We start from the raw sequence: 19573 nt of genomic DNA on the forward strand, positions 1-19573 counted from the left end.
CGGGGGTGGCGGGTGGTTGCGCACCCGTTCGAACGCCTACGATGCTCAGTTGTGTCCAAACTGACCGACGTGCCCAAACGGATCTTGATCGGGCGCGCACTGCGCAGTGACCGGCTGGGCGAAACGCTCCTGCCGAAGCGCATCGCCCTCCCCGTCTTCGCCTCCGACCCGCTGTCCTCCGTGGCCTACGCCCCCGGAGAGGTCCTGCTGGTCCTGTCCATCGCGGGTGTGTCGGCGTACCACTTCAGCCCCTGGATCGCGCTCGCGGTCGTCGTGCTGATGTTCACCGTGGTCGCCTCCTACCGGCAGAACGTGCACGCGTACCCCAGCGGCGGCGGCGACTACGAGGTGGCGACCACCAACCTCGGCGCCAAGGCGGGCCTCACCGTCGCCAGCGCCCTCCTCGTCGACTACGTCCTCACCGTGGCCGTCTCGATCGCCTCCGGCATCGAGAACCTCGGCTCGGCGGTGCCGTTCGTGGTCCAGCACAAGGTGCTGTGCGCGGTCGCGGTGATCCTGCTGCTCACCCTGATGAACCTGCGCGGCGTGAAGGAGTCGGGCAAGCTCTTCGCGATCCCGACGTACGTCTTCGTCGGCGGCGTCTTCGCGATGATCCTGTGGGGCGCCTTCCGCGGGCTGGTCCTGGGCGACACCATGCGCGCGCCGACCGCCCAGTACACGATCAAGGCCGAGCACCAGGGCCTGGCCGGCTTCGCCCTGGTCTTCCTGATGCTGCGCGCCTTCTCCTCCGGCTGTGCCGCGCTGACCGGTGTCGAGGCGATCTCCAACGGCGTCCCGGCCTTCCGCAAGCCGAAGTCGAAGAACGCGGCGACCACGCTCGCCGCGATGGGCCTGCTCGCCGTCACCATGTTCTGCGGCATCATCGTCCTCGCCCTGACCACCAAGGTCCGCATGGCCGAGAACCCGGCCACCGACCTGCTCAAGAACGGCGTGGGCGTCGGGGCCGCCTACGTCCAGAACCCGGTGATCACCCAGGTCGCCGAGGCCGTCTTCGGCAAGGGCAGCTTCTTCTTCGTGATCCTCGCGGCGGCCACCGCGCTGGTGCTGTTCCTGGCCGCCAACACGGCCTACAACGGTTTCCCGGTGCTCGGCTCGATCCTCGCCCAGGACCGCTACCTGCCCCGTCAGCTGCACACCCGCGGCGACCGCCTCGCCTTCTCCAACGGCATCGTGCTGCTGGCCGGCGCGGCGACCTTCCTGGTCGTGATCTACGGCGCCGACTCCACCCGGCTGATCCAGCTGTACATCGTCGGCGTGTTCGTGTCCTTCACGCTCAGCCAGACCGGCATGGTCCGGCACTGGAACCGCCACCTCGCGGTCGAGAAGGACCCCGCCAAGCGCAGCCACATGATCCGCTCGCGGGCCATCAACACCTTCGGCGCGTTCTTCACCGGCCTGGTCCTGGTCGTCGTCCTCGTCACCAAGTTCACCCACGGCGCCTGGGTGGCGCTGCTGGGCATGTGCATCTTCTACGCGACGATGACGGCCATCCGTAAGCACTACGACGGAGTGGCCGCGGAGCTCGCCGCCCCCGAGGGCCCGAGCGACGACAGCCTGCGCCCCTCCCGCGTCCACTCGGTCGTGCTGATCTCCAAGATCCACCGCCCCGCGCTGCGCGCCCTCGCCTACGCCAAGCTGATGCGCTCCGACACCCTGGAGGCGCTCACCGTCAACGTCGACCCGGCGGAGACGAAGCTGCTCCGGGAGGAGTGGGAGCGGCGCGGCATCGAGGTCCCGCTGAAGGTGCTGGACTCGCCGTACCGCGAGATCACGCGCCCGATCATCGAGTACGTGAAGGGCCTGCGCCGGGAGTCGCCGCGCGACGCGGTCTCGGTGATCATCCCCGAGTACGTGGTCGGCCACTGGTACGAGCACCTGCTGCACAACCAGAGCGCGCTGCGGCTCAAGGGCCGGCTGCTGTTCACGCCGGGCATCATGGTCACCTCGGTGCCCTACCAGCTGCAGTCCTCCGAGGCGGCCAAGAAGCGGGCCCGCAGGCGCCAGGAGTGGAACGCCCCCGGTTCGGTGCGGCGCGGTCCCGCCGAGCAGGGCCGGCACAAGGAGCACTCGGGCACCTCGGGCGGCAAGGGCTGACCCCCTCGCCGGTCAGCGGCCGGGCGACACCCACGTAGACTGGTGGGCTGTTGTCCGGCCGTCGTTCTCTCTCATTTCTGGAGTCACCCCACCATGCAGGCACAAGAGAAGAAGTCGCTGGTGGGGGAGGAGTACGAGGTCGAGATCGGCCCCGTCGCCCACGGCGGGCACTGCGTCGCGCGCACCGACGACGGCCAGGTGCTCTTCGTCCGGCACACGCTGCCCGGCGAGCGGGTCGTCGCCCGGGTGACCGAGGGCGAGGAGGGCGCGCGCTTCCTGCGCGCGGACGCCGTCGAGGTGCTGGAGGCGTCCAAGGACCGCATCGAGGCGCCCTGCCCCTACGCCGGTCCCGGCCGCTGCGGAGGCTGCGACTGGCAGCACGCCAAGCCCGGCGCCCAGCGCCGGCTCAAGGGCGAGGTCATCGCCGAACAGTTGCAGCGGCTCGCCGGTCTGACGCCCGAGGAGGTCGGCTGGGACGGCACGGTGATGCCGGCCGAGGGCGACAAGCTGCCCGCGGGTGAGGTCCCGCAGTGGCGCACGCGGGTCCAGTACGCGGTGGACGCCTCCGGGCACGCCGGTCTGCGCCGGCACCGCTCGCACGAGGTCGAGCCGATCGAGCACTGCATGATCGCGGCGCCGGGCGTGAGCGAGCTGGGCATCGAGGACCGCGACTGGTCCGGGATGGCCTCCGTAGAGGCGATCGCGGCCACCGGCTCCCAGGACCGCATGGTGATCCTGGAGCCCCGGCCGGGTGCCCGGCTGCCCCTCGTCGAGCTGGACAGGCCCGTCTCGGTGATGCGCGTCGAGGAGAAGGACGGCGGCATCCACCGCGTCCACGGCCGCGCCTTCGTCCGTGAGCGGGCCGACGGCCGGACCCACCGGGTGGGCAGTGGCGGCTTCTGGCAGGTCCATCCGATGGCCGCCGACACCCTCGTCAAGGCGGTCATGCAGGGCCTGTTGCCGCGCAAGGGCGACATGGCGCTGGACCTCTACTGCGGTGTGGGGCTGTTCGCCGGCGCCCTCGCCGACCGCCTCGGCGACAAGGGCGCGGTCCTCGGGATCGAGTCCGGCAAGCGGGCCGTCGAGGACGCCCGGCACAACCTCGCCGGCTTCGACCGGGTCCGCATCGAGCAGGGCAAGGTGGAGACCGTGCTGCCCCGCACGGGCATCACGGAGGTCGACCTGATCGTCCTGGACCCGCCGCGGGCGGGCGCGGGCCGTGGCACGGTGCAGCACCTGGCCTCCCTGGGCGCCCGCAGGATCGCCTACGTCGCCTGCGACCCGGCGGCGCTGGCCCGGGACCTCGCGTACTTCCGCGACGGGGGCTACCGGGTGCGGACCCTGCGGGCGTTCGACCTGTTCCCGATGACGCACCACGTGGAGTGCGTGGCGATCCTGGAGCCGGTCGCGAAGGGCGCCTGACCCACCGGTCCTCAGCGAGGGTCGCCGCCTGCACGGCGGCGACCCCGGTCCCTCGGTGTGACGCTCCCTCAGGTGCGGGTCCAGTGCTGGTTGCTGCCGTTCGAGCAGGAGTAGAGCTGGATCAGCGTGCCGTTGGCGGTGCCGGCTCCGACGGCGTCGAGGCAGAGTCCGGACTGGACGCCGACGATGGAACCGTCGGAGTTCAGGCGCCACTTCTGGTTGTCGCCGCCCCAGCAGCTGTAGATCTGCACCTTGGTGCCGTTGCCCGTGCCGGCGGCGTCCAGGCACTTGTTGCCGTAGACCCTGAGTTCACCGGCGTCGGTGACCGTCCACTGCTGGTTGGTGGCGCCGTTGCAGTCCCACAGCTGGACCTGGGTGCCGTCGGTGGTACTGGCGTTGGGCACGTCCAGGCAGCGTCCCGAGCCGACGCCCTTGATCTGTCCGCCTCCGGTGGGGGGAGGCGTGGTGCCGGAGCCACCGTTGAGCGCGTTGAGGACGGCGGTGTAGGCGGGCTTCTTGCTGCCGTCGCCGTTGAACAGCAGCGGTGTGTCCCCCGACCGCCAGGAGTCGCTGTCGCGCACACCCCAGACGGTGATGCCCAGGCAGCGCGGGACGGCCAGGCAGTCGTTGGTCACGTTGGCGTAGGTCGTGGACGAGGCGCCCTGGATGTCGAGTTCGGTGATCGCCACGTCGACGCCGAGGGCCGCGAAGTTCTGCAGCGTCGTGCGGAAGTTGCTGTTGTAGGGGCTGCCGCTGTTGAAGTGCGACTGGAACCCGACGCAGTCGATCGGCACGCCGCGCTGCTTGAAGTCCTTGACCATGTTGTACACGCCCTGGGTCTTGGCCCAGGTCCAGTTCTCGATGTTGTAGTCGTTGTAGCAGAGCTTGGCCGCGGGATCGGCGGCGCGCGCGGTGCGGAAGGCGACCTCGATCCAGTCGTTGCCCGTGCGCTGCAGGTTGGAGTCCCGCCGGCCGCCCGAACCGTCGTCGGAGAAGGCCTCGTTCACGACGTCCCACTGGGCGATCTTGCCCTTGTAGTGGGCCATCACGCCGTTGATGTGGTCGATCATCGCCTGGCGCAGTGAGCTGCCGCTGAGGCTCTGCATCCAGCCGGGCTGCTGGGAGTGCCAGGCCAGGGTGTGGCCGCGCACCTTCTTGCCGTTCTGCACGGCCCAGTTGTAGACGCGGTCGCCGGCGGTGAAGTTGAACTGGCCCCGCTGCGGCTCGGTGGCGTCGATCTTCATCTCGTTCTCGGGCGTCACCATGTTGAACTCACGGTTCGCGATCGACGTGTACGCCGAGTCGCCCAGCCGGCCCGAGGCGATGGCGGTGCCGAAGTAGCGGCCGCTCTGTGCCGCCGCGGCGCCGAGCGTGCTCTCGGCGGCGTGTGCGTGCGGCGGCGCGGCCAGTGCGGTGACCACACCGAGGACGCCGGCGACCAGTGCCAGGCGCAGGGTGCGGGGCCTGCGGTGGACATCGGATCTTGGAAGGGCGTACGAGCCCATGACTGTTCCTCCGGGGTAGAGATCACGGACGGACTGAAGTGCAGGGGGACGCGCGGGGCTGTGACGGACTGCCCAGGTCTTCGCGGCTCGGAATCTCGAACGGGAGCCGGTTCCTCAGACAGGGATGATTGAGGGTTGACGGTGCAGCGTCAACCCTCCGGCCGGAAGAAGTTTCCGATTGGCTTCCGAAACATTCGGAAATCCGGAGTTCACCCGACCGGAGCGACCGCGTCACGATCGCGCGGAGAGAGGGCAGCTCGGCCGAGTGTGTGGACTGTCTGCTCAGTGCTCCGCTTCGGGGTCAAGTGGCATACAAGCCAGCCGTTCGATCGCATGGAGCGCGCTGCGCGGCACTCGAGAGAGCGAAATGTTTCGGAGTCGACGGCGATACATGCGAGAGGGGTTGGCGGGTGTGGCGCCGGGAAAACGGCGACGCCCGGGTCGCCCCGTGAGGGGCGGCCCGGACGTCGGTGGCTGTGCCGTGTGGCCGTGTGGCCGGGTGGATCAGACGATGTCGAAGCGGTCCGCGTTCGACACCTTCACCCACGCCGCGACGAAGTCCTTGACGAACTTCTCCTTCGCGTCGTCGGCCGCGTAGACCTCCGCGAGGGCGCGCAGCTCGGAGTGCGAGCCGAAGACGAGGTCGGCACGGGTGCCGGTCCACTTCACCTCGCCGGTCGCGTCGTCGCGGCCCTCGAAGGTCGTCTGGTCCTGCGAGGTCGACTTCCAGGTCGTGCCCAGGTCGAGCAGGTTGACGAAGAAGTCGTTGGTGAGCTTGCCCGGGGTCTCGGTGAGGACGCCGTGGGCGGTGCCCTGGTAGTTGGCGCCCAGCACGCGCATACCGCCGACCAGGACGGTCATCTCCGGGGCGCTCAGGCCCAGCAGGTTCGCCTTGTCCAGAAGCAGGAACTCCGCCGGCAGGCGGTTGCCCTTGCCCAGGTAGTTGCGGAAGCCGTCGGCCGGCGGCTCGAGCGCGGCGAAGGACTCCGCGTCGGTGTGCTCGTCCGTGGCGTCCACGCGGCCCGGCGTGAAGGGCACCTCGATGTCGAAGCCGGCGTCCTTGGCGGCCTTCTCCACGGCTGCGGCACCGCCGAGGACGATCAGGTCGGCCAGGGAGACCTTCTTGGCGCCGGTGTTGAACCCGGCCTGGATGCCCTCCAGGACGCGCAGCACCTGAGCCAGCTTGTCGGGCTCGTTGACCTCCCAGCCGGCCTGCGGCTGCAGGCGGATGCGGGCGCCGTTGGCACCGCCGCGCTTGTCGCTGTTGCGGTAGGTGGAGGCGGACGCCCAGGCGGTGGTCACCAGCTGGGAGACGGTCAGGCCCGAGTCGAGCAGCTTGGCCTTGAGCGAGGCGATGTCGGCGGCGTCGATGAGCTCGCCCTCGGCCTCCGGCAGCGGGTCCTGCCAGACCAGGGTCTCCTCCGGGACCTCCGGGCCGAGGTACAGCGCCTTCGGGCCCATGTCACGGTGGGTCAGCTTGAACCAGGCGCGGGCGAAGGCCTTCGCGAACTCGTCCGGGTTCTCGTAGAAGCGGCGCGAGATCTGCTCGTAGACCGGGTCGAAGCGCAGCGACAGGTCGGTCGTGAGCATCGTCGGCAGGTGCTTCTTCGTCGCGTCGTGCGCGTCGGGGACGATCGCCTCGGCGTCCTTGGCGACCCACTGCTTCGCGCCGGCCGGGCTCTCGGTGAGCTCGTACTCGTACTCGAAGAGGTTCTTGAAGAAGCCGTTGCTCCACTGGGTCGGCGTGGCGGTCCAGGTGACCTCCAGGCCGGAGGTGATCGCGTCGCCGGCCTTGCCGGTGCCGTAGGTGCTCTTCCAGCCCAGGCCCTGCTGCTCGATCGGGGCGGCCTCGGGCTCGGGGCCGACGTTGTCCGCCGGGCCGGCGCCGTGCGTCTTGCCGAAGGTGTGGCCACCGGCGATGAGGGCGACGGTCTCCTCGTCGTTCATCGCCATGCGGCGGAAGGTCTCGCGGATGTCGCGGGCCGCGGCGATCGGGTCCGGGTTGCCGTTCGGGCCCTCGGGGTTGACGTAGATCAGGCCCATCTGGACCGCGCCGAGGGGGCTCTCCAGGTCACGGTCGCCCGTGTAGCGCTGGTCGTCGAGCCAGACCTTCTCGGGGCCCCAGTAGACGTCCTCCTCCGACTCCCAGACGTCCTCACGGCCACCGCCGAAGCCGAACGTCTCGAAGCCCATGGTCTCCAGGGCGACGTTGCCGGCGAGGATCATCAGGTCGGCCCAGGACAGGCTCTTGCCGTACTTCTTCTTCACCGGCCACAGCAGACGGCGGGCCTTGTCCAGGTTGCCGTTGTCGGGCCAGCTGTTGAGCGGGGCGAAGCGCTGCTGGCCGGCGCCGGCGCCGCCGCGGCCGTCGCTGATGCGGTAGGTGCCCGCGCTGTGCCAGGCCATACGGATCATCAGGGGGCCGTAGTTGCCGAAGTCGGCCGGCCACCAGTCCTTGGAGTCCGTCAGCACCTCGGCGATGTCGCGCTTGACCGCCGGGAGGTCCAGGCTCTGGAACGCCGCGGCGTAGTCGAAGTCCTCACCGAGCGGATTGGCCACGGCGGGGTTCTTGGCGAGGATCTTCAGGTTGAGCCGCTCCGGCCACCACTGCTGGTTGCCCCCGCCCTGGGTCGGGTGCAGGGCGCGGTCGTGCGCCACCGGGCACTTGGCCTCTGCGGCGTTGTTCTCAGACATGGGAATCCTTCCGGGGTTGGTGCTCAGGCCGTGCGTGCGGAGGAACAGTCGGGGCACAGGCCCCAGTAGATGACCTCGGCCTCGTCGAGCGCGAAGCCGCGGCCGTCGGACGGGGTGAGACAAGGTGCGTGGCCGACCGCGCAGTCGACGTCGAAGACGGCGCCGCAGGTCCGGCAGACGAGGTGGTGGTGGTTGTCACCGACCCTTCCCTCGAACCTGGCCGGGCTGCCGGGCGGCTCGATGCGCCGTACGAGGCCCGCGCCGGTCAGTGCGTGGAGTGCCTCGTACACCGCTTGAAGGGATATGTGGCCGACCCGCTCGCGCACGCCCGAGGCGATCGTCTCGGCGTCGAGGTGGTCACCCTCGCGGACGGTCTCGAGCAGTGCGACGCGGGCGGCTGTCACCCGCAGGCCGGCACCGCGGAGCTCCTCGGCGGTGGTCGGAGGCTGGGGTGAAGTCATGGGGACCAACCTACAGGCTTAAACACGAACGATTCAAGAAAACGAAACGTACAAGTTTGGTGGCGTGCCGGTTGCCCCCTGGTGGCTGCCCGCGGGATCCCCGCAGATCAGGGCGTTCATGCCACGGTTCACGCCTGCGGGTGAATGTGGAGTGGGCGCGGCGTGCGTCGAGCTGTCCGCGGCCGGCAAGAGGTACGGCCGGGACGTCCACTGACTACGCTGGGCGCATGCGTGACCTGGCGGAGACAGCGCGGCGGTGGGCGGCCGAAGGCCGGGCGGCGGTGCTCGCGCGGCCCCTCACCGAGCGCGGGTTCGGCGCGCGGCGGCCGGCCGACGCGATGCTGATCGACTCGGACGGGCAGTACACCGGGCGGCTGTACCGGGGCGCCTTCGACGAGCAGCTCGTCACCGAGGCCTGTGCCGTGCCGCCCGGCCACACGGCCCGCGTGTGCGAGGTGAGCGTGCACCAGGAGGGCGTCGCGCAGGCGGGCCTGACCTGCGGCGGCCAGGCCGAGATCCTGCTCCAGCCGCTGGGCGCCGTCCCGCCCCGCTGGTGGCAGCTGCTCGCGGCGGGCGCGGACGTGGCGCTGGTGACCTGGCTGGACGAGGACCGCACGCACGCGGTCAGCACCGTCGTGACCCCGGACGAGGCGGTGGACGGGCCGGACGTCCCGCCGCAGGCGGCCGTGCAGGCGCGTTCCCTGCTCGCCCGTCACCGCGCCGGACGCGAGGTGCACGCGGCCGACGCCGGACTCGTCCTCGTCGAGACCTGCCCGGCCGTCCCGCACCTCGTCGTCGTGGGCGGCGGCGAGCTCGCCGAACTCCTCGTCGCCCAGGCCGGCCTGCTCGGCTGGCAGGCCACCGTGACGAGCGTCGGGCGGGACGCCGAGGAACTGCTCGCCGAGCATCCCGCGGCCGCCTGCCTGATCATGCTCAGTCATGAGCCCGACGTGGACGTGCCCACCCTGCGCACCGCCCTGACCACGGGCATCCCGTACGTCGGCGCCCTGGGGTCCCGTCACACCCAGGCCCGCCGCGCCGACGACCTGCTCCGCACCGGCCTCACCGACGCCGACCTGGCCCGCGTGCACGGCCCCATCGGCCTGGACATCGGCGCCCGCACCCCGGCGGAGACGGCACTGGCGATCTGCGCCGAGGTCCTGGCGGCGCTCGGGGGCTGACGAGGACACGAGGGGGCGCGGGGGAGTGGCTGCCGCCTGCGGGGGCCGCCGGCCGCCACCGGCAGGAACGGCTCCGTGGGATGAACGCGCCGGTGCTCGCGGCCGTATCCCTACGACGGACAGCAGACCGACCCTCCGGAACTTCCCTTGCCCCTCAGGCCGTTCGACCCCGCCGACCGCCGCCGTGGTCCCCGCGCGGGGCACCCGCCTGCCGATTCCCGGCCCGCGGCCGCCGGTTCTGGGACGCGCCCGGTGGGCCCGGCGGGCCGCGTGACAGGATCGGGCGCCATGACGGCGTCTGCTCCGGTCCGCGGGCTGCGCGCGGCGGTGTTCGCCGCGCTGTGCGTGCTGCTCGCCGCCGGAGGGCACGCACTGGCGACCGGTACGACACCGCCCGTGTGGGTGCAGGCCGCCGGATTCGCGCCGGTCTTCGCCGCCGGATGCCTGCTGGGCGGCCGGGAGCGGTCCCTGGGCGCCATCGGGGCGGCGACGCTCGTCGCCCAGGGCGGGCTGCACCTCGCCTTCGACGCCGCGGCGCCGCAGCCGACGATGGTCATGCACGGCATGAGCATGTCCCACGCGCACACCGTGACACCGCACGCCGGCGCCGCACACGTCGTCGCCGCGCTGCTGCTCACCTGGTGGCTCCGGCGGGGCGAGGCCGCCGTGTGGTCGCTGCTGCGCCGGGCCACCGCGCTGGTGCCGGGCCTGCGGGCCTGGTGGCGGGTGCGCGGCGGGGCCGGTCTCGTGCCGGACGCGCGGGACGTCGTACGCCCGTACCCGTGTGCCCCCCGGCCGCCGCGGCGGACGCTGCTGCGGCACGCGGTGCAGCGGCGCGGGCCGCCACCGGGGACTCCGTACCCCATCTGTCCTCAACACACCTTTCCCGTACGGAGATTCACCCACCCATGTCCTCAGTACGCGCCACCCTGCGCCGCGCCGGAGTCGTCACCACCCTGGCCGCCACCGGGCTGCTCGCCGCGGCGGGCATCGCCTCCGCGCACGTCACGGTCCACCCCGAGAGCTATGCCAAGGGCGCCACGGACGGCGTCCTGACCTTCCGCGTCCCCAACGAGGAGGACGGCGCCGGCACCACCAAGGTGCAGGTCTTCCTGCCCACCGGCCACCCGCTGCTCGGCGTGCTCGTCTCGCCGCAGGACGGCTGGACGGCCAAGGTCACGAACACCAAGCTCAAGAAGCCGGTCAAGACCGACGACGGCACCATCACCGACGCGGTCTCCGAGATCACCTGGACCGGCGGCAGGATCGACCCCGGTCACTACGCGGACTTCAACGTGGCCTTCGGTCAACTGCCCGATGACACCGACCAGTTGGTCTTCAAGACGCTGCAGACCTACTCCGACGGCAAGACCACCCGCTGGATCGAGCAGCCCGCGCAGGGGGACGAGGAACCGGAGAGCCCGGCACCGGTGCTGAAGCTGACCGCCAAGGGGGCCGACTCGGGCGCCGACACGGGCGCCGGTGGCACGACTCCGCTGCCGGAGAGCTCGAAGAGCGCCGCGAGCACCGGGTCCACGGCGTCCGCCAGTGACTCCACCGCGCGCGGACTCGGCGTCGCCGGCCTCGTCGTCGGCGTCCTGGGGCTGGCGGCGGCCGGCTTCGCGCTCGCCCGCGGCCGTGACGGCGGGGCCCGTCCGGAATAGCGACCGCGGCGCCTCTTCCTCGTGGCCGGGGTCCGGGCTGTGAGATGAGCGCGGTGCCTGTGGGTTTCCGTACCTTCCGCCGACGGCCGGATCCCCGGTGTGAGGATGAGGCGCCATGACAGCAGGGTGGTGTTCACGCACGGTGCGGGCCGCGGTGTTCGCGGCCGTCTGCGTGCTGCTCGCCGCCCTGGCGCACGAGGTGATGTCCGGCGGCCGGGTGCCCGCGTGGGCCCTGGCCGCCGGCGCGGCCGCGACCGGCGCCGCCGGCTGGTGCCTGGCAGGCCGGGAGCGCGGCCCCGCGCTGATCGTGCCCGTCGTGGTCGGCGCCCAGGCGGTCCTGCACGCGGCGTTCTCGTACGCGCGATCGGCGGCGGAGAGCGGCGGCGGCGCGCCGGACACCATGCCCGGGATGGACATGGGCGGCGGGGCCTCCGTCGCTTCCATGGGCGGAACGGGCACGGGCGGCGGGGCCTCCGTCGCCTCCATGGCCGGGATGGACATGGGCGGCGGGGCCTCCGTCGCTTCCATGGGCGGAATGGGCACGGGTGGCGGGAACTCCGTCGCCTCCATGGCCGGGATGGACATGGGCGGCGGGGCCTCCGTCGCCTCCATGGGCGGAACGGGCACGGGCGGCGGGAACTCCGTCGCCTCCATGGCCGGGATGGACATGGGCGGCGGGAACTCCGTCGCCACCATGGCCGGGATGGACATGAGCGGCCACGGCTCCATGGGCGGGATGCACATGGGGCACGCGGCGGGCGGTTCCCCGTCCCTCGGCATGCTCGGCGCGCACCTGCTGGCCGCCCTGCTGTGCGGTCTGTGGCTGGCGCACGGCGAACGGGCCGCCTTCCGCATCCTGCGCGCCGTCGGCGCCCGGCTGGCGGCACCGCTGCGTCTGCTGCTCGTCCCGCCGCCGAGCCCGCACCACACCCGTCCGCGCTTCGGCCGCCCGCGCTCCGACCGGGCGCCGCGCCTGCTTCCGCTCGTCCACACGATCACCTCTCGGGGTCCGCCGGTGGGCACCGCTGTCGTCTGACGACAGCCGGAGCCACCCACCCACCTCACCCGCTCACCCGAGAAGGACATCGGATGACCACCCCTGCCCTGACTGAGGCATGCCCGACAACGGACGGCACACCTGGCGAGCCGGCCGCGCGCGACGAGGCGGCGACCGCCTGGGCGCTGGCCGCGCGGGCCGGCGACCCGGACGCCGTCGAGCACTTCGTACGCGCGCTGCACCGCGACGTCCTGCGCTACGTCGCCCACCTGTGCGCCGACCCGCAGGCCGTCGACGACCTGGCCCAGGAGACCTTCCTGCGCGCCCTCGGCAGCCTCCACCGCTTCGAGGGCCGCTGCTCGGCCCGCGCCTGGCTGCTGTCCATCGCCCGCCGCGCGGTCGTCGACGGCTACCGCCGCGCCTCGGCCAGGCCCCGCCTGGCGGACCGCCCGGACTGGCAGCTGGCGGCCGAGCACGCCCAGCCCCGGGGCCTTCCCGGCTTCGACGACGGGATCGCGCTGCTGGACCTGCTCGCCGCGCTGCCCGCCGAGCGCCGTCAGGCCTTCGTCCTGACCCAGCTGCTGGGGCTGCCGTACGCGGAGGCGGCGGCGCTGAGCGGCTGCCCGGAGGGGACGGTCCGCTCCCGGGTGGCGAGGGCACGGGCCACCCTGGCGGGGGAGCTGGAGCTCGCCTAGCCGCCGCCGGGGGGCAGGGGCGGCTGCGGGGGACGGCGCCCGACGGCCGAGCCGAGCGGTGGCCGGGGTGCCCCCTCCGGGGGTGCGTGCCCGGGCCCGTGTCGCCGGACTGGTCCCGGCCACGAGCCCGGCACCCGGGCTGGTCAGGTCACCGGCGCAGTCCCCGGATCAGCCCCGCGGCGACCCCGGCGGCGCCCACCCCGACCCCGCCGAGCGCCAGGGCCTTGCCCAGGCGTCCCGGCGGGGCGGGCCGCGCCTTCGGGCCGACGCCGTACGCGCTGCCGTACCGGCCGTCGGGCAGTGCCGCGGCGAGCAGTTCCGCCACGTGCACGGCCTCGTGGCCGCCGCTGTCGAACTCGTGCACCTGGGTGCGGCAGCTGAACCCGTCCGCGAGGACCACGGTCGAGGGGTCCTCCTCCCGCAGCCGCGGCAGCAGCACCCGCTCGGCGCATGCCTCGCTGACCTCCAAGTGCCCCCGTTCGAAACCGAAGTTGCCCGCGAGCCCGCAGCACCCGGACTCCAGGCGTTCGACGTCCACCCCGGCCCGCCGCAGCAGTTCCTGGTCGGACTCCCAGCCGAGGACCGCGTGCTGGTGGCAGTGCACCTGCGCCACCGCCCGTGCCGACCTGTCCGGCACCTGGGGCGGTTCGTAGCCGGGGCTGTGGTCGACGAGCAGTTCCGCGAGCGTCACCGTCTGCTCGCTCAGCCTGCGCACGTCCCGGTCGCCGGGGAACAGCTCGCCCATGTCCGACCGGAAGACGGTGGTGCAGCTCGGTTCCATCCCGACCACGAGCCCGCCGGAGCGCGCATGCCCGGCGAGCGCCCGCACGGTCCGCTTCAACACCCGCTCGGCAAGGCCCAGTTGGCCGGTCGAGATCCATGTCAGGCCGCAGCACAGTGGTTCCTGCGGCAGCACCACCCGCCACCCGGCCCGCTCCGTCAGCTCCACCGCGGCCTGCCCGATGTGCGGGTGGAAGAAGTTGGTGAAGGTGTCCGGCCACAGCAGCACGCTCCCGCGCGACCCGTCGCCGTACGTCTCCCGCCGTCCCGCGAACCACTGCTGCAGCGTCCGGTGCGCGAACAGCGGCACCTCGCGGTCCTCGACCCCGGCGACGGCCACGGCGGCCCCGGACAGCCCCGGCGTGTGGGTGAGCGCGTTGACGGCCGGCCCGAGCCGGGCGCGGCCGACGGCCTGGGCCACGGCCGGCAGCCAGCCCATCGACCAGTCGGAGCGCGGCCTGCGCCAGGGGCGCCCCTCGTAGTGGTGAGAGAGGAACTCCGCCTTGTAGGTGGCCATGTCGACGTCGGCCGGGCAGTCCTTCTTGCAGCCCTTGCACGCCAGGCACAGGTCGAGCGCGTCCCGTACCGCCTCCGACCGCCAGCCGTCCCGGATCGCGCTGTCCCCGTGCCCGTCGATCATCTCGAACAACAGCCGGGCCCGGCCCCGCGTCGAGTGCTCCTCCTCCCGGGTGACCTGGTAGGAGGGGCACATCACGGAGCCGCCCGAGTTGGTCAGCTGCCGGCACTTGCCCACGCCCACGCACCGGTTGGCGGCCTCCGTGAACGTCCCGCCGTCGTCGGGGAAGCGGAAGTGCAGGTCGCGTTCGACGTACGGCGCCCAGTCGCCGCCCAGGCGCAGGTTCTCGTCGAGCCGGTAGGGGGCCACGACCTTGCCGGGGTTCATCCGGTTCAGCGGGTCGAAGACGGCCTTGAGCCGCCCGAACGCCTCGACCAGGTCGTCGCCGAACATCCGCCCCAGCAGCTCGCCCCGGCTCTGTCCGTCCCCGTGCTCCCCGGAGAAGGACCCGCCGAACTCCACGACCAGGTCGGCCGCCCGCTCCATGAACCGCCGGTAGCCGGCCACGCCGTCCGCGGTGTACAGGTCGAAGGGGATGCGGGTGTGCACGCAGCCCTGCCCGAAGTGGCCGTAGAGGCTGGGCCCGGTGTCGCTGAGGTAGCCGAACTCGTCGAAGAGGCGGCGCAGTCGGCGCAGGTAGTCGCCGAGCCGGTCCGGCGGCACCGCCGAGTCCTCCCAGCCCTCGAAGGTGTCCGGCTTCCCGGGGACGTGCGCGGTGGCGCCGAGTCCGGCCTCCCGGACCTGCCACAACTCGTCCTCGTGGGTGGGGTCGTCGAGGAAGGCGACCTCGGCGTCGTGCTCGGACTCGTGCAGCCCGTCCAGCATCCGCTGCGCCGCCTCGTCGGCCTCCTCGGCCGTGTCCCCGCCGAACTGCACCATCAAGAAGGCTTTCCCCTGGGGCAGTTCGGCGCGCGCCTTCGGGTTGAGGCCCTTGATCCGCTCGTCCTTCAGCAGCAGCGCGTCGACGCCCTCCAGGGCGATCGGCTCGTACGGCAGGATCGTCGGCACGGCGTCGGCGGCCACGGAGATCTCCGGGAACCCGAGCACCACCAGCGTCCGTTCCTTCACCACGGGCACCAGTTCCAGCTCCGCCCGCACCACGGTCACCAGGGTCGACTCGCTGCCGACGAGCAGTCCGGCGACGTCGAAGCCGTACTCGGGAAGCAGCGAGTCCAGGTTGTAGCCGGAGACCCGGCGCGGGATGCCGGGGTAGCGGCGGCGCACCTCGTCGCCGTACCGGTCCCGCAGGGCGCGCAACCGCCGGTAGACGGCGGCCCGCAGATCGCCCTGCCGCTCGATCTCGGCGTACTCCTCGTCGCTCGTCTCCCCGCACCAGAAGCGGGTGCCGTCGTAGAGCAGAACCTCCAGGCGGGCGATGTTGTCGACGACCTTGCCGTACGCCTGCGCGGTGGCGCCGCAGGAGTTGTTGCCGATCATGCCGCCGATGCAGCAGTTGGCGTGGGTGGCCGGCTCGGGGCCGAACCGCAGGCCGTGCGGGGCGAGTTGGCGATTGAGGTCGTCCAGGACGATGCCGGGCTGTACGACACAGGTCCGCGCGTCCGGGTCCACGGACTCCAGCTTGTTGCAGTACTTGGACCAGTCGATCACCACGGCCGTGTTGGTGCACTGCCCGGCCAGACTGGTCCCGCCGCCCCGCGACAGCACCGGCGCGTCGTGCTCGCGCGCGACGGCCACCGCCTCGGCGGCGGCCTCGGGCGTACGGGGCACGACCACGCCGATCGGGGTCTGCCGGAAGTTCGAGGCGTCGGTGGCGTACGCGGCCCGGCTCCCGGCGTCGAAGCGGACCTCGCCGTCGACCCTGTCGCGCAGCGCGGCCTCCAGCTTCGAGGAGTCGACGGGCGTCGCCGCGCCCTCGCGACGCACGACGGGTTCGGGCAGATCCAGCGCGCCCATGGAGCCCTCCTTCGATCACGGACACGGCCGCAACGGCACGGGAGCGCCGGGTACCCCGGCGGCGGAGGGCCATCCGCCCCGAGGCAGCGGAGGGTCGTCCGTCCCGAGGCAGCCGGAGGGCCATCTGTCCCGAGGCAGCGGAGGGTCGTCCGTCCCGAGGCAGCGGAGGGTCGTCCGTCCCGAGGCAGCGGAGGGTCATCTGTCCCGAGGCAGCGGAGGGTCGTCCGTCCCGAGGCAGCGGAGGGTCATCTGTCCCGAGGCAGCGGAGGGTCGTCCGTCCCGAGGTAGCCGGAGGGCCATGCGCCCCCCGGCTACGCCTCCTCGGTCTCGCCGGCGAGCTCCGGCATCAGGCCCCGCATGGCCTCGCGCTGATCGGGGCCCATCACATGGGTCAGGGCCCGGGTGACGGTCGTGGCGAGGGTGCCGGAGGCGTCGCGCAGCAGCCGGCGGGCCTTGTCGGTGAGGGCGACCTCGATGCCCCGCTTGTCGCCGCAGACCGACTTGCGGGTGACGAGCCCGGCGTGCTGGAGGCAGGCGATCTGGTAGGTCAGCCGGGTCTTGGGGCGGCCGAGAAGCTCCGCGACGCGCGTCATGCGCAGGCCCGACGCGGGCTGTTCGGCGAGCAGGCACAGGATCAGGAACTCGTCGTGGGAGACGTCCAGCCGGTCCTTGACGACCGACCGCAGCTCCTGCTCCACCGCGCCCATGGCCGCCAGCATCACCATCCAGGCCCGCAGCTCATCGGGCAGCAGCCCGCCGCCCCGCAGGGAGGGGCATTCGGGCAGGTCGGTCGGGCGCTCGTCGGGATCGGCCATGCGTCGAGTCTACCCATTGTCCATTTTTGGACGAGGAGGTTGTCCAGATTTGGATAATGGGCTAGCGTGCCAGTCATCCAAATTTGAACCAACCGTTCGCCCACCCCCGCTCCCAGGAGAAGACCATGACCGTCGCCGTCGAAACCGGTGTCTGGCAGCTCGACGCCACCGCCTCCACCGTCGCCCTGCGCCACAAGACCATGTGGAACCTGGTCACCGTGAAGGGCGCCTTCGGCGCCGTCGGCGGCCGGGGCGAGGTGAGCGCCGACGGGACCGCCACCGGAACGATCACGCTCGACGCCGCCTCCCTCGACACCGGGCACAAGAAGCGCGACGAGCACCTGCGCTCGGCCGACTTCTTCGACGTGGCGAACCACCCCGAGATCACCTTCGCGGTCCCCGACGCCCAGCTGCGCTCCGGTGACACCGTCGAGGTCTCCGGTCAGCTCACCGTGCGCGGCGTCAGCCGCCCGCAGTCCGTCACCGCGCGCCTGCTGGACGCCGGCGCCGACGCGCTGACCCTGGAGACCGAGTTCACCGTGGACCGCGCCGAGTTCGGCCTCGGCTGGAACCAGCTGGGCATGATGCGCGGCCCCGCGACCGTCACCGCCACGCTCCGCTTCGTGCGCTCGGCCGCCTGACACCGCTCGGGGGACCGACTTGGCTGTCTGACGCCGCTTAACAGGTACCGGCCCGGCGTCTTACGCCGCTCATCGGGACCGTCCCGGCCGTCCGGCGCCGCTCAGGGGACCGTCCCGGCCGTCCGGCGCCGCTCAGGGGACCGTCCCGGCCGTCCGACGCCGCTCAGCGGGACCGGCCGGACCGCCCGGTTCCGCCGCCGTGGTGTTGTCCGTCCACCCGCAGGTGCACATCGCTGCTGGACAGCGTCTGCGGGTCGGCGGTGAACACCCGCAGCCGGAGCAGGGCGTGCGGCCCCGGCAGGGTGAACCTCCCGTGCGCCGGCCGGATCACATAGTCGGCCGAGGTGTGCCCGGGCAGGCTGGCCGGCCCCCGCAGGGTCGTCCAGTACTGCCGCAGCCCCTGCCCCACGGTGAGCATGAAGTGCGGTTCGAGAGCGCTGTCGTCCCGGTTGGTGACCCGCAGGGTCAGCCGGGTGAGGACGTTCGCGTCCCTCGCCGTCCGGCCCACCTCGGCGATCTCCGTCCTGAGCGGCGCCTTCCCCGTCACGGCCACGACGGCGCTCACCAGCGCCGGAACCACCATCACAACGGCCGCCGCGGCCAGCGCCGGGCGCCGCCGGCGGCCGGTCAGCATCCGGGGGCGCGGCTGCCAGGCCCGGACGAACTCCGCCGGGGGCGCGGTGACCGCGGTCGCCAGCCACAGCGGGGTCATCATCAGGTAGTAGCCGTCCTGGGACCGGGTCGCCAGGTAGAAGGCGCACCAGGGCAGCACGGTCGCCGCCGGGCCCAGCCGGCGCATGAACAGCACCAGCAGCCCCAGCAGGGCCACGGCCAGCAGCATGCTCGCGTGCCCGTACCAGTCGAGCCGGTCGCTGCCGTGCGTGTAGTACAGGGACACCCCGACCAGGCCCTGCCCGTGCAGGGTCGCCCCCTGGATCAGCGGCAGCGCGATACCGGTGGCCCAGGTGCCCGGCTCACTCACGATGAAGTACGTGTTGATCAGCAGCCACACGGTCGCGGCGATGCCCACGATCCGCGCCACCACCAGCGCCGCGGCCCGCCTGCCGAGCTCGCCCCGGCGCACCGCGTAGATCCCGGCCAGCAGGAACGGCGCCAGGAACCAGGGCAGCTGCTGCGCCGCGCACGCGGCACCCAGGCACGCGGCCCGGGCCACGCCGGACGCTCCCAGCCGCCCGCCCAGCCCGGTCCGCGGCCAGCGCACCACCACCGGGATCAGCAGGGCCAGCGCGGTGATCGCCGGATAGCCCTCACGCGCGTAGGTGGGCAGGAAGCCGAAGCCGAGGCACGCCATGGTGGCCGCCGACCGCCACTGCGCGGGCAGCATCCGCCACAGCACGACCGTGCCGGCGATCAGCGCGCCCGTGCTCACAGCCGTCGCCGGCGCGCCCCCGTGCCCGATCCACAGCAGGGGCGCGGTGAGCAGCGGGGCGAGCGGGGGGTAGCCGTAGGTGAAGTCGTAGCCGCCGTTGAACGTCGTGGTCAGCGCGATGCCCTTGGTGAACAGCCACGGCCACGGCTGCCCGTAGACGGGATGGCCGGCGGCCAGTTCCTTCGCGGCCTGCGTGGTCAGCACGGCCTCGTCCGAGCCGCCGTGGTTCATCGCCCACGCGCACAGGGCGAGCGCCACGGCGGTCACCAGCACGACGGCGTCGAGGCGCATGAGCGACCTGGCCCGGCGCACGACGAGCGTCAGCACGCCGGTCACCAGGATCGCGGCGTAGCACACCGATATGGCCGCGGCGACGGCCGGGCGATGGCTCTCCGCCTGCGTCCAGATCGCGCGGGTGCCGATGAAGAGGCTGATGTCGGCGAGCAGCGTCAGGACGCGGTGCCACTGCGCGGGCTGTTCCGGTAGGGCGGACACCGCCGACTGCATCCGCCGACCGGGTGTCACCTGCTTCATTTCTGCCAAGTGCACGTCATCGGACGCTAGACCCGCCCGGTGAGCGGGGTGTGGCCGGAGGTGAAGAGTCCGGTGTGAGCCCGGTAAGACCTGGAATGTGTGGCTGGTTGCATCTCGTGGGGCAGTCGCGGACCGTGTCGCTGTTGGGCCGAACGGGTGACTTGGCGTAAGAATTGGGTGGTGCAGGA

At 72.3% G+C, this 19573-nt stretch carries 14 protein-coding genes; 8 read left to right on the forward strand and 6 right to left on the reverse strand.

What is annotated here, in order from left to right:
• Window positions 1-51: 51 nt before the first annotated feature.
• A complete protein-coding gene (locus tag M8J74_RS32675) occupies window positions 52-2115 on the forward strand; it encodes an APC family permease (RefSeq protein WP_249839899.1) in 2064 nt (687 codons plus the stop codon).
• Between the two features lie 93 nt (window positions 2116-2208).
• A complete protein-coding gene (locus M8J74_RS32680) occupies window positions 2209-3537 on the forward strand; it encodes a class I SAM-dependent RNA methyltransferase (protein WP_249839900.1) in 1329 nt (442 codons plus the stop codon).
• A 68-nt stretch (window positions 3538-3605) separates the two neighbouring features.
• Here the strand turns inward: M8J74_RS32680 and M8J74_RS32685 are convergent, their stop codons facing one another.
• The 3 genes from M8J74_RS32685 to M8J74_RS32695 all read right to left on the reverse strand — a co-directional run bounded on the left by M8J74_RS32685 (window position 3606) and on the right by M8J74_RS32695 (window position 8197).
• The gene (locus M8J74_RS32685; protein WP_249839901.1) at window positions 3606-5042 is read right to left on the reverse strand and encodes an endo-1,4-beta-xylanase; all 1437 of its coding nucleotides are present in this window, start codon (window positions 5040-5042) and stop codon (window positions 3606-3608) included.
• A gap of 504 nt (window positions 5043-5546) precedes the next feature.
• A complete protein-coding gene (gene katG, locus M8J74_RS32690) occupies window positions 5547-7736 on the reverse strand; it encodes a catalase/peroxidase HPI (RefSeq protein ID WP_249839902.1) in 2190 nt (729 codons plus the stop codon).
• Window positions 7737-7759: 23 nt separating this feature from the next.
• Complete coding sequence (locus M8J74_RS32695) at window positions 7760-8197, reverse strand: Fur family transcriptional regulator (RefSeq protein ID WP_058922485.1); 438 nt, start codon at window positions 8195-8197, stop codon at window positions 7760-7762.
• Between the two features lie 227 nt (window positions 8198-8424).
• On the opposite strand from M8J74_RS32695, the gene M8J74_RS32700 reads away from it, so the two are divergent.
• The 5 genes from M8J74_RS32700 (at window position 8425) to M8J74_RS32720 (ending at window position 12734) form a co-directional block, all read left to right on the forward strand.
• Window positions 8425-9378, forward strand: coding sequence for an XdhC family protein (locus M8J74_RS32700; RefSeq protein WP_249839903.1), 954 nt, complete (start codon window positions 8425-8427; stop codon window positions 9376-9378).
• A 288-nt stretch (window positions 9379-9666) separates the two neighbouring features.
• A complete protein-coding gene (locus tag M8J74_RS32705) occupies window positions 9667-10434 on the forward strand; it encodes a hypothetical protein (RefSeq protein ID WP_308406141.1) in 768 nt (255 codons plus the stop codon).
• Complete coding sequence (locus tag M8J74_RS32710) at window positions 10335-11042, forward strand: YcnI family copper-binding membrane protein (protein WP_308406142.1); 708 nt, start codon at window positions 10335-10337, stop codon at window positions 11040-11042. Before M8J74_RS32705 ends, M8J74_RS32710 begins: the two co-directional genes overlap by 100 nt.
• Before the next feature lie 115 nt (window positions 11043-11157).
• Window positions 11158-12078, forward strand: a complete 921-nt coding sequence (locus tag M8J74_RS32715; RefSeq protein ID WP_249839905.1) for a hypothetical protein — start codon at window positions 11158-11160, stop codon at window positions 12076-12078.
• Window positions 12079-12131: 53 nt separating this feature from the next.
• On the forward strand, window positions 12132-12734 hold the full coding sequence (locus tag M8J74_RS32720; protein ID WP_249839906.1) for a sigma-70 family RNA polymerase sigma factor: 603 nt from the start codon (window positions 12132-12134) through the stop codon (window positions 12732-12734).
• Between the two features lie 148 nt (window positions 12735-12882).
• Here the strand turns inward: M8J74_RS32720 and M8J74_RS32725 are convergent, their stop codons facing one another.
• Window positions 12883-16005 carry an FAD-binding and (Fe-S)-binding domain-containing protein gene (locus M8J74_RS32725; protein ID WP_249839907.1) on the reverse strand — a complete coding sequence of 1041 codons (3123 nt, stop codon included), beginning with the start codon at window positions 16003-16005 and terminating at the stop codon, window positions 12883-12885.
• 311 nt (window positions 16006-16316) lie between these two features.
• Window positions 16317-16820, reverse strand: coding sequence for a MarR family winged helix-turn-helix transcriptional regulator (locus tag M8J74_RS32730; protein WP_249839908.1), 504 nt, complete (start codon window positions 16818-16820; stop codon window positions 16317-16319).
• Between the two features lie 125 nt (window positions 16821-16945).
• Here M8J74_RS32730 and M8J74_RS32735 point away from each other — a divergent pair, with 125 nt between their 5' ends.
• On the forward strand, window positions 16946-17461 hold the full coding sequence (locus M8J74_RS32735) for a YceI family protein (protein ID WP_249839909.1): 516 nt from the start codon (window positions 16946-16948) through the stop codon (window positions 17459-17461).
• 163 nt (window positions 17462-17624) lie between these two features.
• Here the strand turns inward: M8J74_RS32735 and M8J74_RS32740 are convergent, their stop codons facing one another.
• A complete protein-coding gene (locus M8J74_RS32740) occupies window positions 17625-19385 on the reverse strand; it encodes a hypothetical protein (RefSeq protein ID WP_249839910.1) in 1761 nt (586 codons plus the stop codon).
• Window positions 19386-19573: the final 188 nt, after the last annotated feature.

It is taken from the genome of Streptomyces panaciradicis, assembly GCF_023516615.1.
Taxonomy (GTDB): domain Bacteria; phylum Actinomycetota; class Actinomycetes; order Streptomycetales; family Streptomycetaceae; genus Streptomyces; species Streptomyces panaciradicis.